This is a genomic window from Enterococcus mundtii (genome assembly GCF_002813755.1).
GTDB lineage: Bacteria > Bacillota > Bacilli > Lactobacillales > Enterococcaceae > Enterococcus_B > Enterococcus_B mundtii.
Map to the genome: position 1 here is coordinate 2,111,888 of NZ_CP018061.1, position 15,463 is coordinate 2,127,350.

General features: G+C 40.9%; 15 protein-coding genes, 1 pseudogene and 1 other annotated feature. Of the genes and pseudogenes, 5 read left to right on the forward strand and 11 right to left on the reverse strand.

Annotated elements, in window-relative coordinates; translation table 11 throughout:
• Positions 1-203: 203 nt before the first annotated feature.
• The 4 genes and pseudogenes from EM4838_RS17165 to yidA form a co-directional block, all read left to right on the forward strand.
• A pseudogene (locus tag EM4838_RS17165) lies at positions 204-366 on the forward strand (IS607 family transposase); the annotation flags it as partial.
• The gene (locus EM4838_RS09990; RefSeq protein ID WP_179948062.1) at positions 302-1,501 is read left to right on the forward strand and encodes an RNA-guided endonuclease InsQ/TnpB family protein; all 1,200 of its coding nucleotides are present in this window, start codon (positions 302-304) and stop codon (positions 1,499-1,501) included. The pseudogene EM4838_RS17165 and the gene EM4838_RS09990, both read left to right, overlap by 65 nt.
• Before the next feature lie 184 nt (positions 1,502-1,685).
• Complete coding sequence (locus tag EM4838_RS09995) at positions 1,686-3,056, forward strand: HD domain-containing protein (protein ID WP_071867336.1); 1,371 nt, start codon at positions 1,686-1,688, stop codon at positions 3,054-3,056.
• Between the two features lie 14 nt (positions 3,057-3,070).
• Positions 3,071-3,880 (forward strand): sugar-phosphatase, encoded by an 810-nt coding sequence (gene yidA, locus EM4838_RS10000; protein ID WP_071867335.1) that lies wholly within the window; start codon positions 3,071-3,073, stop codon positions 3,878-3,880.
• Between the two features lie 73 nt (positions 3,881-3,953).
• On the opposite strand, the gene EM4838_RS10005 is transcribed toward yidA, so the two are convergent.
• On the reverse strand, positions 3,954-4,397 hold the full coding sequence (locus tag EM4838_RS10005; protein WP_071867334.1) for an NUDIX hydrolase: 444 nt from the start codon (positions 4,395-4,397) through the stop codon (positions 3,954-3,956).
• Positions 4,398-4,530: 133 nt separating this feature from the next.
• Between EM4838_RS10005 and gloA the strand changes: the two genes are divergently transcribed.
• Positions 4,531-4,905: a lactoylglutathione lyase gene (gene gloA / locus EM4838_RS10010; protein ID WP_071867333.1), complete on the forward strand. Its 375-nt coding sequence runs from the start codon at positions 4,531-4,533 to the stop codon at positions 4,903-4,905.
• 83 nt (positions 4,906-4,988) lie between these two features.
• Here gloA and EM4838_RS10015 read toward each other — a convergent pair whose 3' ends face one another.
• The 10 genes from EM4838_RS10015 to EM4838_RS10060 form a co-directional block, all read right to left on the reverse strand.
• Positions 4,989-6,335, reverse strand: a complete 1,347-nt coding sequence (locus EM4838_RS10015; RefSeq protein WP_019723165.1) for a TrkH family potassium uptake protein — start codon at positions 6,333-6,335, stop codon at positions 4,989-4,991.
• A gap of 374 nt (positions 6,336-6,709) precedes the next feature.
• Entirely contained in the window at positions 6,710-7,345 is a 636-nt protein-coding gene (locus EM4838_RS10020; RefSeq protein ID WP_071867332.1) for a V-type ATP synthase subunit D, read from the reverse strand.
• A gap of 7 nt (positions 7,346-7,352) precedes the next feature.
• Positions 7,353-8,729, reverse strand: coding sequence for a V-type ATP synthase subunit B (locus tag EM4838_RS10025; RefSeq protein ID WP_010734848.1), 1,377 nt, complete (start codon positions 8,727-8,729; stop codon positions 7,353-7,355).
• Entirely contained in the window at positions 8,722-10,503 is a 1,782-nt protein-coding gene (locus tag EM4838_RS10030; protein ID WP_071867331.1) for a V-type ATP synthase subunit A, read from the reverse strand. The genes EM4838_RS10025 and EM4838_RS10030 overlap by 8 nt, the downstream gene beginning before the upstream one ends.
• A 20-nt stretch (positions 10,504-10,523) precedes the next feature.
• Positions 10,524-10,835, reverse strand: a complete 312-nt coding sequence (locus EM4838_RS10035) for a V-type ATP synthase subunit F (RefSeq protein WP_071867330.1) — start codon at positions 10,833-10,835, stop codon at positions 10,524-10,526.
• Positions 10,825-11,811 (reverse strand): V-type ATPase subunit, encoded by a 987-nt coding sequence (locus EM4838_RS10040; RefSeq protein ID WP_071867329.1) that lies wholly within the window; start codon positions 11,809-11,811, stop codon positions 10,825-10,827. The genes EM4838_RS10035 and EM4838_RS10040 overlap by 11 nt, the downstream gene beginning before the upstream one ends.
• Positions 11,812-11,825: 14 nt before the next feature.
• Positions 11,826-12,410: a V-type ATP synthase subunit E gene (locus EM4838_RS10045; RefSeq protein WP_071867328.1), complete on the reverse strand. Its 585-nt coding sequence runs from the start codon at positions 12,408-12,410 to the stop codon at positions 11,826-11,828.
• Between the two features lie 16 nt (positions 12,411-12,426).
• Positions 12,427-12,897, reverse strand: coding sequence for a V-type ATP synthase subunit K (locus EM4838_RS10050; RefSeq protein WP_010734843.1), 471 nt, complete (start codon positions 12,895-12,897; stop codon positions 12,427-12,429).
• Positions 12,898-12,920: 23 nt separating this feature from the next.
• Entirely contained in the window at positions 12,921-14,915 is a 1,995-nt protein-coding gene (locus EM4838_RS10055) for a V-type ATP synthase subunit I (RefSeq protein WP_071867327.1), read from the reverse strand.
• Positions 14,902-15,234, reverse strand: a complete 333-nt coding sequence (locus tag EM4838_RS10060) for a hypothetical protein (RefSeq protein ID WP_233433731.1) — start codon at positions 15,232-15,234, stop codon at positions 14,902-14,904. The genes EM4838_RS10055 and EM4838_RS10060 overlap by 14 nt, the downstream gene beginning before the upstream one ends.
• Before the next feature lie 100 nt (positions 15,235-15,334).
• Positions 15,335-15,382 (reverse strand) — a sequence feature (sodium ion sensor (DUF1646 type); this cis-regulatory element may regulate processes involved in with the transportation of sodium ions).
• Positions 15,383-15,463 lie beyond the last annotated feature (81 nt).

The following is a 15,463-nucleotide window of genomic DNA, read 5'->3' on the forward strand; positions in this document are numbered from 1 at the left end:
GTACATCGGACACCAAAAATTCGAAGATAGTATAATTTAACTTACATCAAAGGCGATAAAACAAGTGGCAAAAAGAACATTGCTTACGCTCAATTGTCTAGTGTCGGACAAAAAGATGACTTGAACAATCAAGTGGAGTTTTTAAGAAATCATGCTCAAAGTTCACTCCAACGATTATTTTATGGAATAACCTAGATTTATAGCCACAACAGGAATTAGTTGAAGATTTAATTTCAATCATTCACGTTTTTAGTTTCCGTATTTATGGAACTACGTAAGTATAAAGATGAGATTGAAGGTGATGAAGTTGTTAGTGGCGTACAAAACAGAAATTCTTCCAACAGAAGAACAAAAAGAAATCATTAATCGAACCATTGGTGTTGCTCGTTTTGTAAAGAACTTTTATATTTACCACAACCAAGAAGTCTATAAATCAGGTGGGAAATTTGTCTCAGGTATGGATTTTTCAAAGTGGTTGAATAACGACTACATTCCGAACCATCCAGACAAGCTGTGGATCAAAGCTGTTTATGCGAAGTCAACGAAACACGCGATTATGGAGACAGAAAAAGCCTTTAGAAAGTTTTTTCAAGGAAAAGCTAATTTTCCTAAATTTAAAAAAAAGAATCACCAAGATGTATCGATGTATTTCGTGAAGAACGATAAAAAGACAATCATCCGTTGTGAGCGTCATCGGATAAAAGTTCCCTCTTTGAATTGGGTAAAACTGAAAGAAAAAGGCTATATTCCTAAACACGATGACAAACATAGCATAAAGAGTGGCACGATCAGCCAACAAGCAAACCGGTACTACCTGTCGGTCATCGTGGAACAGGACTGTACCGCTCAAGTACTGAACGATACTCCTACCGAAGGCATGGGTATCGACTTAGGATTAAAAGATTTTGCGATTCTTTCCACGGGGAAAACCTATAAAAATATCAATAAATCAGGAAAAATTCGTAAAATCGAAAAACAAATAAAACGACAACAACGCAAGCTGTCGAGGAAATACGAAAGCGAAAAAAAGCGTGTCAACGAAAAACAATCAAAGAGAGGAGAAGCTACTCGCAAAAATATTGAAAAACAAGTCTTGAAAGTACAAAAACTTCATAAACGGTTGACAGATATCCGTAGGGACAGAGTGAATAAAATTGTGTCAGAGCTAGTAAAAACCAAACCAGCTTATATCACAATTGAAGATTTGAATGTCAATGGGATGATGAAAAACCGGCATCTTTCAAAAGCTGAGAGAGAGCAATCTTTCTATGCTTTTCGTAAAAAATTAGCAGATAAATGTAAAGTCTATCATATTGAGTTAAGACTAGTCGATCGATTCTATCCTAGCTCGAAACGATGTCATGATTGTGGGCATAAGAAAGTGGATTTAAAGCTATCTGAGCGTACCTATCGCTGTGAGAACTGTGGATATGTAGCAGATAGGGATTATAATGCGAGTATGAATTTGAAAGATGTGAAGGAATACAAAGTAATTGCATAAGCACGCAACTTTGTATATGTACCGATGGCTTAGTCGGGAATCAACGACTGTAGAGAACGAGACAAACCGTAGTAGTGTGTAAGTGACGAGGCGGCGTTCGATGAAACAGTAATTCTACCTACGTGAGTGGTAGAGAAATCTCGATATAGATATTTTTGTCTATATTTTGAGTAGCAGCTGGCTTATGACAAAACCTTATAAATACAAACTTTTACCAATGGAAAAAGTCTTTAGAGATCCGGTGCATAACTACATCCACGTGCAACATCAAGTGATTTTAGACTTGATCAATTCGAAAGAAGTCCAGCGATTACGGCGGATCAAACAACTCGGTACTTCGTCATTTACTTTCCATGGCGCAGAACATAGCCGTTTCACTCATTCACTCGGTGTATACGAAATCTCCCGACGCATCTGTGATATTTTTTCAAGAAATTTCTCCATTGAAAAAATCGGCCCTTCTGGTTGGGATGATCGGGAACGTCTCGTGACTTTATGTGCCGCCTTACTCCATGATATTGGCCATGGGCCTTATTCACATACCTTTGAACATATTTTCCAAACCAATCATGAAGCAATCACTGTAGAGATCATTACTTCGCCAGAAACGGAAGTCTATAAGATTTTGAATCGCGTGGAAGAAGGTTTTCCTGAGAAAGTGGCTAGTGTGATCAAAAAAACGTATCCAAATCCACAAGTCGTCCAAATGATCTCTAGCCAAATCGATGCTGATCGCATGGATTACCTTTTACGTGATGCCTACTTTACAGGTACAGAATATGGTACGTTCGATTTGACAAGGATTTTACGTGTGATTCGTCCCTATCAAGGTGGAATCGCCTTTTCCATGAATGGGATGCACGCAGTAGAGGATTATATCGTCAGTCGCTATCAGATGTATGTCCAAGTCTACTTTCATCCAGTTTCTCGGGGAATGGAAGTCGTTTTGGAGCATCTGCTACATCGTGCCCATGAACTTTATCACCAAGATGATGATAGTTTTGCACGTCATTCACAGTTACTGTTGCCATTTTTAGATGGCACATTTAGTTTAGATGAGTACTTAAAGCTGGATGATGGCGTCTTGAATACGTGTTTCAGTCAATGGACGGATTCATCTGATCCAATCCTTAGTGACTTAGCCAAACGCTTCTTAAATCGTAAACCATTGAAATCAGCGATGTTTTCTGGTGATCGTCAGTCACCACTGATTGCTGAATTGACCTCTTTGGTCGAAAAAGTTGGCTACAATCCAAACTATTATACAGCCATCAATTCAAGCTACGACCTGCCTTATGATTTTTACCGTCCAGAAGAAGGCAGACATCGCACACAAATCGAAATCTTGCGAAATGACGGAACTTTGGTAGAATTATCAGAGGTCAGTCAATTAGTTGCTGCACTCGCAGGGCAAGAACAAGGAGATGAACGCTTCTTCTTTCCGAAAGAAATGGTCGATCCTACCTTGCGTAATCACTATGATCTTTTTGATGAAACCTACCAAGAATTTGCGCGTCATATCCATAATGGCGCATTGATTGAAGAAATAAACTAACTAAGGAGAATTTTATGTCTATCAAATTAGTCGCTATCGATATCGATGGCACCCTTTTAAACGAAAAAAGAGAAATCACACAAGAAGTAAAAGAAGCAATTGCAAGCGCTGTGAAAAAAAACGTGGCAATCGTACTATGTACAGGTCGTCCGCTTCCAGGAGTCAAAAACCAATTGAATGAATTGGGATTATACCAAGACAACGATTACGTGATCACTTATAACGGTGCGTTAGTCCAGCAAACAAAATCCGGCAAGATCATTGCTCGTCATGGCTTGACTTATGAAGATTTCTTGGAGATCGAAGTCATGGCAAGACGTGTGGGGAGTCATTTGCATTCGATCGATGATCAAACGATCTATACAACGAATCGTGATATCAGTCCCTATACTGTCCATGAAGCTTTTTTAGTCAACATGCCATTGAAATATCGGACAGCTGATGAAATGACACCTGATATGAGTATCGTGAAGATGATGATGATCGATGAACCAGCGATCCTAGATGCTGCAATCGCTCGTTTACCACAAACTTTCCGCGACAAATATACGACTGTCAAGAGTTCACCTTTCTACTTTGAAATCTTGAACAAAGAAGCAAGTAAAGGCGCTGCTGTTGCTAACTTAGCCCAACATCTTGGAATCAAACAAGAGGAGATCATGGCAATCGGTGATAACGAAAATGATTTGTCGATGATCGAATACGCTGGATTAGGCGTGGCGATGGGAAATGCCGTTCCGTTGATAAAAGAAGCGGCTAATGTGGTTACTGCAACCAACGATGAACACGGTGTGGCCGAAGCAATCAAAAAATTTGTTTTATAAAAAGCAATGAACAAAAAAACAGCTCATTTCGAAAACCGAAGTATCGGCTCTTTCTTATGAGCTGTTTTTTTGTTCAATTTTCTTTCATCGCTAGCCATTTTTCCACTGCCCAACGATGACTTCCTCGTTTTAATTTTTCTAAGGCAGTTTCAGGAGTGACCCACCAGATCGATTGGTCTTTTTCGGTGGGTTCCCCTACCTTTTGCCAACTCTTTGCTACATAAAAAAAGCCAGGATTGTGGAAGTAAGTTTTTCGATGATTTGAGTAAAAATATTCCGCTGCTTCCCCTAGATAACAAGCAATCTCTGCGCTGATCCCCATTTCCTCCAGTAATTCACGAGAAATCGCTTCTTCATTTGTTTCCTGTCCCTCTTTTTCACCACCTGGCAAAAAAAAGGCACCATTTGGCGCTTCGATCATTGCGATTTTCCCATGTGTTTCGACAATGATATACGCTGCGTAACGGTCTTGGTAATTTGCAGACTCGTCTTTTTCGCCAAACATTGGGTTTTCCATAGGTTTTGTCCCTTCATCTTTTTCTTTCTATTCTACATGAGAGTTTTCTCATAAACAAGCACAAACCCATAGCGTACTTGAAATTTTTGATATGATAATGTGGAAAAGGTAAAATAGAAAGGAAGATATACTTATGAAAATGGCTCACACTTGCGTCCGTGTTAAAGATCTTGAGGCTTCTTTAAAATTCTATCAAACAGCATTCGGCTTTGAAGAAAGTCGTCGTCGCGATTTTCCAGAAAACAAGTTCACGCTAGTTTACTTGACTTTACCAGGAGATGACTACGAATTAGAGTTGACTTACAACTATGATCATGAAGGCTATGATTTAGGAAACGGCTACGGTCATATCGCTATTTCAGTTGAAGACTTAGAAGCACTTCATGAAAAACATCAAGCAGCAGGCTTCAACGTGACTGACTTGAAAGGACTGCCAGGAACAGCTCCGTCTTATTACTTCGTTGTCGATCCTGATGGTTACAAAATCGAAGTCATTCGTACAAAATAAATAGAGCAATACTAAAAAACAGAGGATGTGAACACCGCGTGTCAACTTCCTCTGTTTTTTTCTGTTCTTAAAACCTCTTACTGTTAACCGATCAATACGCTCTCTTCTGGATATTTGTACTTCGTCCCTACTTGATTTCCTTTTACAAGGATAGAGAAAAAGACGGTTAAAATCCCTACACGTCCGATATACATCAATGACATGATAATCAGTTTCCCGACTTCTGTCAGATCTGGTGTCAACCCCATTGTCAAACCAACTGTTCCAAACGCTGAGAACACTTCAAAAGCAATATATTCGATACCTGAAGTTTCTGGGATCGTCTCAGTCACGGATAAAACCATGATTGCTAACATACATAAAGACAATGTAACGAAAAACAATGTTAACGCGCGAAGAACCGCTGCTGGACGGATCGTCCGCCCAAAGGCTTCAGCTCTGGTTTTCCCGTTAAATGTTGCGTGCATTTGGATCAAGAGGATTCCTAAAGTGGTGGTTTTTAACCCACCTGCTGTTGAACCGGATGTTCCACCGATATACATCAAGATCATTGTCAACATCAAGCCGGCATGACTCATTTGTAAATAGTCGATGGAGTAGTAACCAGCTGTTCTTGGTGTGACACTCATGAAGAACGTATTTGCTAAACGTTCAAGATAAGTTCCTTCAACTAGATGGATCGCATTTTGTTCGGTAAAGAAAAAGACGATAAAACCGCCCACCAATAAGCCACCAGTGACAATCAATGCAATTTTTGAGTGGAGAGTGATTTTCTTTACTTTATGATAACTAAGTAGATCCCGCCAAACAATGAAACCTAACCCACCAGCAATGATCAGCGCAGAGACCACCATTAAGAGATAGATGTTTGGCTGATCATTTGCTAAGCTATCCCCTAACAAATCAAACCCAGCATTACAAAAACTTGATACGGCATGGAAGATGCTGTACCAAATCCCTTTTGTCCATCCGTAAGTCGGCACAAATGTAAAACTCAAGGCAAGTGCTCCCAGCCCTTGGATGACCATTGCGAATTTCAAGATATAGAGCATCAAACTCATAACACCTGACATGATTTCAAGATTCAATGCTTCTTTTAGTAAGATCCGCATACTAAAGCTGACTTTTTTCTTCGCTACTGCAAAGAAAATAATGGGGATCATCATAAAACCTAAACCACCGATCTCGATCAAAACCATGATCAGAAACTGACCGGCTTCATTCCAATGCGCCGCAGTGTTCAACGTAGTCAAACCAGTGACACAGACGGCTGAAGTTGCAGTAAATAATGCATCAATATAATTCGTCGGTTCGCCGCTTTTACTAAAGAAAGGCAAAGTAAGTAAACTGCCACCAACTAAGATCAAAAGAAAAAAGCCAACAGCAATCAATTGAACTGGTGACAGTTGTTTTGTTATCCTCTGTTTCATTCGAATCACTCCTCTAAGACCGTTAGCTACCTTCGCAACGAACAAATGAAGTAGCTATTGCTCTCACGGATGTAAAAGTAAGTCCGCCAAACGCTCGCTCTCTTTTCATCCCTTATCTTACCCTGTTTTTCTTCTTCCAGCAAAGAATTTGAGTCTTTTTCCTCCCTTATACCTGTTCGTTTGATACACATGCTTTCGAACAAACAATAGGCATGCTCAAATGAGTTCTACAAAAAGAAAAAACTCCTGATAATAAGCCATAAACGTCCGAAATTAGTTAAAGATATTTTCCGACATTTACGGCCTATTCTTCGGAGCTTAGAACTGTAGCTCGGATGAACGAACAACGTTACTAATTTGCACGGATGACTTAGCTAATCAGCGTTCCCCATATTTTTCACTTTGATCAAGCGAGTAACTTCCGCACGTTCATTTTCTTCTAACTTCATCTTGATATAATAGATCGTTTCTTCTAGTTGTGGGATCGTCATGTACTCTAACGCATTCACTCTACGCCGTGTTTTTTCGATCTCACCGGCCATCAGTTGACAGGTTTTCTCGATTTCTGTCAACTCAAGGAGCTTAGGAAGAAATGAGGTAAAACGATCGATCGAACGGTCTAATTCTGCATTGGAATTCAAATAGCCATAATCCACCGGCGCTTCGCCTAGCTGTTCGTCATATTCAAAATTCATGATCGGTACTTTGACGCTCATGATGTTTTTTTCGATAACAGCTAACTCGACATTTTCAGACGGTAGTACAAACAATTCATCAATGAAAGCTTCAGGTAATGAAGCTTTCGCAAGGACAAAATCGCTCATAGCTGCTGTCATTTCTTTTTCTACTACTTGGCGCAGTTCATTGTTCTTACGGATCAGTAGGATGAATTGACGCATCAATTCATCCTGCTTATCCTTCAACAATTTGTGTCCTCTTGTTGCAGTCGTCAATTGTTTTTTGAGTCGTGTCAATTCCATTCGTGTCGGATTAACATTTAATCGAACCATCAGACACTCACTCCCCTTCTGGCAGGTACTGGTCAAGCAGATCGTCTTTGATCCGTTTTAATTCTGTTCGTGGAAGCATGGCTAAAAGTTCCCATCCTAGATCCAGCGTTTCAGTGATCGAGCGGTTGGTATAAAAACCTTGATTGACATATTCTTTTTCAAAACGTTCCGCAAACTTAGCATAGATTTTGTCCACATCTGACAACGCCGATTCCCCTAAGACAACAGCTAATTCTTTGGCTTGCTTTCCTTGAGCATACGCCGCAAACAATTGGTTCATCGTTGCTGCATGATCTTTTCTAGTTTTCCCTTCACCTGTCCCTTTATCTTTCAAACGTGAAAGTGAAGGCAAGACATCGATCGGTGGTTGGATGCCGCTCTTATACAATTCCCTTGTCAAAATGATTTGTCCTTCTGTGATATAGCCGGTCAAATCAGGGATGGGATGTGTCTTATCATCTTCTGGCATGGTCAAGATCGGGATCTGTGTAACAGAACCCTTCAACCCACGGATTCGACCAGCACGTTCATATAAAGTCGCTAAATTCGTATAAAGATACCCTGGATAGCCGCGACGACCTGGTACTTCACGACGGGCAGCAGAGATTTCTCGTAATGCTTCGGCATAGTTGGTCATATCTGTCATGATGACTAACACGTGCATCCCTTTTTCATAGGCGAGATATTCAGCCGCAGTCAATGCCATACGAGGCGTTGCGATCCGTTCGATGGCTGGATCATTTGCTAAGTTCATGAACATCACCGAACGATCGATCGCTCCCGTCTGGCGGAAGTCTTCCATAAAGAATTCTGCTTCTTCAAAGGTGATTCCAATGGCAGCAAAAACAACTGCAAAATCATCAGAAGAGTCTAATACCGTCGCTTGTCTCGCAATTTGAGCAGCTAATTCTTTGTGTGGCAAACCAGAGCCGGAAAATACCGGCAATTTTTGTCCTCTGACTAGAGTGTTCAGGTGATCGATTGCTGAGATACCTGTTTGGATAAACTCATCAGGATAATCACGAGCCACCGGGTTGATGACTTCTCCATTGATGTCCAAGTATTTTTCTGGTAGGATTTCTGGCCCATTGTCTTTTGGTCGACCTAACCCGTCAAATACACGACCGATCATATCCTCAGAAACCCCTAGCTCTAATGGATGCCCTAAAAAGCGGACCGTTGAATCTCTAAGATTGATCCCACTAGTTCCTTCAAAGATTTGGACCATCGCTTTGTCTTCTTGTACTTCAAGTACTTGTCCACGACGAATCTCGCCATTTTGCATACGAACTTCGATCAATTCTTCATATTTCACCCCAGCGACTTTCTCGACCGCCATCAAAGGACCGACCACTTCACCAATTGTTCGATATTCTTTAATCATCGGTCATTCCTCCTTCTGAAACGATTGCTTGGATCGTTGGTTTGATATTCGCTTGGATTTCATCTAATTTCTCTAATTCTGTTTCTGGCACGAATTTACTACGACCGATTCGTTCTCTCAATCCCACAGTTCCTTTCATGATCTCACTGAGATAAGCACCTAATGAAATCGCCTGACGTGCTTCTTCACCAAAAGATAGGATCAATTTCAACATCTTGAATTGTTTTTCTCTAGAAGTAAATGTATCCACCTCATCAAACGCATTTTGTTGTAAGTAATCTTCACGAATGGATTTTGCTACTTCAAGCGTCAAGCGATCATTATCTGAAAGTGAATCGACACCAACAAGACGCACGATTTCATTCAATTGCTCTTCTTGTTGCAAGATACGCATTCCTTCTGCCACCATCTCTGCCCAATTCTCTCGTAGGATCTGATCCATGTAACGTCCCACTTCTGACGAATAAAGAGAATAGCTTTGAATCCAGTTGATGGATGGGAAATGACGTTTTTGCGCCAAACTGGAGTCTAATCCCCAGAAAACTTTCACCACACGTAACGTATTTTGAGTCACTGGCTCAGAAACGTCTCCACCAGATGGTGAAACCGCACTGATCGCTGTAATACTTCCTTCACGTTCTTCATTACCTAAAGCAATGACACGTCCTGAACGCTCATAGTATTCTGCTAAACGAGAACCTAAATAAGCAGGATAGCCTTCATCACCAGGCATTTCTTCTAAACGTCCACTCATTTCTCGCAATGCCTCTGCCCAACGAGAGGTCGAATCTGCCATGATCGCCACATCATAGCCCATATCACGGAAATATTCCGCAATGGTGATCCCTGTATAGATCGATGCTTCCCGTGCGGCTACTGGCATATTCGATGTATTGGCAATCAATACGGTACGTTCCATCAATGATTCACCTGTATTAGGATCGATCAATTCCGGAAACTCATTCAGTACGTCCGTCATCTCATTGCCGCGTTCACCACAACCAACGTAAACGACCATATCGACATCCGCCCATTTAGCAATTTGATGCTGAACAACTGTTTTACCGGCACCAAAAGGGCCAGGTACAGCGGCAGCTCCGCCTTTTGTCACTGGGAAAAAGGTATCGATAACACGTTGCCCAGTAATCATTGGCGCGTCCGGATTCAATTTTGCTTTGATCGGACGACTACGTCTAACAGGCCATTTTTGTAACATCGTCAATTCTCGCAAACCATCTTCTGTTTCGATGACACAAACCACTTCATCGATCGTAAATGATCCGGCTTCGATTTTTTTGATTTTTCCTTTGACACCATGAGGTACCATGATTTTGTGTTGAATGATCTTTGTTTCACCCACCACGCCTAGAACATCTCCGGTACTGACTTCTTGCCCGACTTCAGCAGTTGCTTCAAACCACCATTTTTTCTCGTGATCTAATGCGGGTAATTGGACACCACGACTTAAAAAGTTGCTTTGCGTGATCTCCATGAACGTATCCAATGGCCGTTGGATCCCATCAAACATTTGTGAAATGATCCCAGGCGCTAACTCGACAGATAACGCTTCACCTGTTGAACGAACGGGTTCACCAGGGCCGATCCCCGAAGTTTCTTCATATACTTGTATTGATGCGACATCTCCGCGCATCTCAATGATTTCGCCGATAACTCCTAACTCTCCCACTAAGCACATATCTTGGATACTTGCATCTGACATATTTTTTGCCATCACGAGAGGGCCGGAGACTTTTATGATTTTTCCAATTTGCAAGGCACTATCTCCTTTACATTCTATAAGATATTTTGTCCAACTGCTTTTTCCACACTCTTTTGGATCTCTGTCACGCCGATCCCCATCGTTCCTTGATGGCTAGGGATAAGGACGATTGCTGGTGTCATCGATTCTTTATAGCGTTCAATCGTTTCAGGCGTCATTGCCGCCGATTGTTCTGTGACATAGATCACTCCATAGGCGCTTTTTGCCATTTGTTCGATTGCGCGTCTCACTTCTTGTGGCTCTGTCGCATAGTGCACATCAAACCCAAATAATTTAAATGGTAAAACAGAATCTTTGTCGCCAACGACACCGATTTTATGCGTCATAGACTTGTCTCACCCTTTCTCTGATCGTTTCATTATCAAAGTGATTTTTCTTACCGATCACTAATAACCGAAGATTTTTACTCTCAATTTCTTTTGCATTCAAGAAAGCAAGTAAAGGCAACGGGCCAAAAGCCTGCGTTTGTGCGGCTTCATACAGCGAAGATAAGTAATCGTCTTTGATTTGTTCTAATCGAACAAAATCTAGTTCTCCTTCATGGATTGCAGGTTCGATCAATTGACGATAATCTGTTGTTTGCAGAAAGTTCAAATAGGTATCCAACTCGCTTTTGACGAAACTCAAAAACGTTTCTTTCGGGATACTGCCAGAACTTGAAAGTACTGCGGTCATAAATCCGCTGGATCGTTGTTGCAAGATACCGCGTGCCATCGTCGTGATATTAGTCAAATCAATAAACGCAATGATTTCTTCCAGTAATTCCGGATACCCAAGTTTCTCTCCAAGACGGCGTTGCTCTGTCAAGAAATAGCGATCATAGATAACATCGATTCCTTGTAACACAGAGGATTCTTCGCAGTATTCATGGACTTCACGAATACTATCCATCAACTGCGAAGGCAATTCTGTAGAGGCTTGTGTATGGATTGCTTGCTTTAACGCTTCGCATGAATAAAACCCATCGTTACGGTACAGGTGATCCAGATTTTTGCCCGTCATCTCAGCTTTTGTCAATACTTTTAAATTATGGAACGTATAACGCATCGTATAGACCCAAACGACTTCAGGTTCTGGCGCCGACTCTTTCAACCAGGTAAATAGTTTGCCCGATTCAGCCAACAGATTTTCCTCAAAGTCCCGTTCAAAACCTTCGTAGATATAAGGATGATAAATCGTTGTTTTTAACATTTCGCCTAATGCGTCCAATGATTTCGTCTGGATCATGCGATCAAAGTCTTCTTTTGATAAAAGTTCTAATTCTCTTCCACGAATCAAGGGATTTAATTCATGATACTCCATTCACCGATCCCTCCTTACTCGAATAGTTGCTTCGCAATTTCAAAGCGCATTTGTTCTTGCACTTCTTGTACTAGATCACGATAGACAAAGTTGTATTGTACGCCTTGGTCATCAATCAAAAATCCTGCTTCTTTGGCAATCCTTCGATCACTGAGATGCAAGGTAAAAGGCAGCTGTTGATTCCACTTTGTCACTACTTCATTAGTTAAAATGGCAGCAGATTTTTCTCCGGCTAATAAAGTAACATCACCAGATAAGGATAAATTCTGCACCATATTGAACATGAAGGAAAGTTGATCTTCTGCTGGCCAACTTTCTAATTCTTGACGTGCTTCAGCAAACAAACGATGTAAAAATTCTTGTTTTTCATTGAGTGTTGCTTGACGCACTTCCACCTGTTGGCGATTTCTTAATTGACGGTAACTCTTTTCGATTTCTTCAAGTTCTTTAGATTTTTGCTTTTCATCGTCTGCTTCTAAACGCGCACGCTCGATTTTGAACTGCTGATCGATTTTTTCACGTTCTGCTTTTTCAAACGCCGCTCGTTCTGCTTCAGCTGTTTCATTCATTTGACGAATGATATTATCAATGGCGTTCATTGTTTTTCCTCCTTGTTTAAGCATTCAATACTAATAAGAAAGAAATAACGAAGCCTAAGATTGCGTAAGTTTCAACCATTGCGGCAAAGATAATTCCTTTAGTTGCGTGTTCTGGTTTTTTCGCTAAGATTTGGATACCTGCAGCAGATACTTTCCCCTGAGCAATCCCAGAAAACAATCCAGTAAAGGCAATCGGTAAAGATGCGCCTAAAAAATTCAGCCCTTGGACAACCGACATATCTGCATTTAAATTGATAAAGATCAAGAAGGCGATTACGAAGCCATAAAGTCCCTGTGTTCCGGGAAGTAATTGTAAAATCAACGCTTGTCCGAATTTTTCCGGTTGACTTGTCGTCAATGCAGCTGCGGCTTCACCGGTCATCCCCACACCTTTCGCTGATCCGATCCCTGAAAAGATCGTGGCTGTTGCCATCGCTAATACCGCAAACACCATTCCACCATTTTGAGCAATTAAGTAATCCATCATTTTTTAAAATTCCTCCAATTTTTTTACTTTTTCTTATGATTGATATTGACATATTTTTCCGCTGTTTTCAGTGGATCGAAGGCCCGTCCGCCTCCGGTATAAAACTTGCCGAAAAATTCGACATATTGCAATCTCGCGCCATGCACGTAGGCACTAAGCAAGGTCAAGAACATATTCAACGCATGTAAAGCGATGATCAATAAGATCCCGACACTAAAACGTGCGGCTGGCGGCATGAAAGCAACCAACATATTGAAGGCAGCCCCGATACTCCCGCCAGAGATCCCCAAAGCCATCAATCGTGTATAACTCACTAGATCACCGATATAACCAGTCAAACCATACAAATTATAGGCTCCTTTTGCAGCACCTTTGGCTTTAGATGAAGATTGGAAAATCGGAATGACCAAAATACATAGCGCTGATAAAATCGCTAATCCTGCACCTAGATAAACAAAAATCGGGTTCTTGACGATCATACTACCAAGCAATAAAAGGACGACTCCCACTAAAATCCCTTGCCAAGCAAATCCATCATTGATCGCATCCACGTAATCTTTGCGCTTGATATGCTCTTTTGCTGCAAGAAACAACCCAACTAAGATTTGGATAAGCCCAAATATGACAGACAAGACTAAAATCGTATTGACATCATCTGTTGTAGACAACAATGGGAAGGGTAAGTGGATACCTAACACTTCTGTCGGTAACGCTTGGCCAAAGAAGGAACTGTAAATAAATCCCCAGATGATCGACGGAATGGCTAAGATCTCGAAAAACTTAGCAAATCGCTGCATCCCTCGAGGCAATACCAACAATTTTTGCGCAATGATTGCGCCTATAAGCATGAGTAAACCATAACCAATATCAGCCACCATCATCCCGAAAAAGACAAGATAAAATGGCGTCATCCATGGTGTCGGATCAATTTCATGATACTTAGGTAAACTATACATTTCCGTCAGCATTTCAAAAGGTGCCACTATTGGATGGTTCTTCAATTTCGTTGGTACTTCTTGATCGATCTCTTCTTCGGTGGGCGCTTCAAAGCTAAGAAAGACTTCATCAGCAGACAACGTATTTTCTACCTGCTGGATCAATTCTTGCTTTTCGTCCTCGCCGACCCAGCCTTGGACAACGATCAGGTAAGGCGCCATGACAAATCGATCCTTCACTGCTTCTCGTTCTGCCATTGCCAAGAGGATTTCTTCTGCCCATTCCAATTCTTGGATGTAACTGCTACAACGACCAATTTTGATCGCTAATTGTTTTTGTGCTTCGTAACAAGCTTGCAACTCTTGTTTGATTTCCTGTAGCTGTTCTTTTGGCGTCTGCTTATAAGGATATGCTTCTTTGACAAAACCATAACGAGTAGCAATCTCATCGACAATAGATGCTGAAGTTTTGAGCACCACGTAAGTCAAGTAAACGAAGTGGTCTGTTTCGCTAACTTCTTCCACGTAGACCTCTGGTACTTTTGCTAATGCTTCTCGAAATTCTATCGCATTAGCAACACTGATCGTTCCCATCTCAACTGTTGTTTGGTGACTACGAAAGCTTTGCGGTATAACATCCAGATTTGCCCAATGTGTCAACCAGTCTTCCTGCTCTGACAGTTGTTCTCGTTGTTCTGCCAATGTTTCCCATTGTTTCTTTAACCCTAATATTTCAGTTAAACGCTTCGTAAAATCTTCTTCCGAATAATTTGCTTCTAGTTCCTGCAAGGTCACTTCTCTTCGTTTGAGGTGTTGTTTCTTTTGTTGCTTGTCCCCGTGATGATCAATGAATTGAACAGCTTCTCTTGTTTGCATGATCCGACTAGTAAGCGCATTGACGATCGGTTCTTTTTCGAAAATCGCTGCTTTAGGAAAATAAGTATCCACCCATTGATTATTTGTCGTTTCTTGAAAAAGATCGCGAATCTCTACATTTTGGATACCTTGGATTGCTTGTAATAAGGCATCCTGATTTTGTTTATCGGAAATGAGAGTCACTTTTTCCATCTTAGTGACGGCCATAGGTTTCTTTCACCCTTTCAATGATCGCGTCAACCGCTTGCTGACGTTGCTTCTCATATTGTTCTTGTACGATAGATTGCAATCGTCTAGCGTCTTCGTTCAATTTATTTTTTTCAGCAATCGCTTTTTGCTGTTCCGCTCGTTTTTTTTCTTCAAACAACTGTTCCAAATGTTGTTTTTGACTTGCACGAAGTTGATCCAATTCGACATCTTTTGCTTCTTTATAATCTTTTAACTCTTGCTGAAGCTTTTTCATCGCTTGTTCATTTTCTTTTTCAGCTTGTTTGATTTTTTCTAAGGCTTCTAGCACATTCCCCACTTCCTTTCTCTAAAAAAAAGAGGGACATCCTTTCTTTTTTCATTGAAAGTATGTCCCTCTAAAAATAACTTCAGATAATTTAGGCACTTTCAAAAAAATGTTCTTCTCACCCCTTGAAGAACTAGATCCTTGAAGCTTGCGCCCAACCATTTATATATTTCTTACTTACAAGTATAACAAATTCAGGTAAAATTTCAACTAACAGATCCCTTTTTCCTTTCAGAAAGTT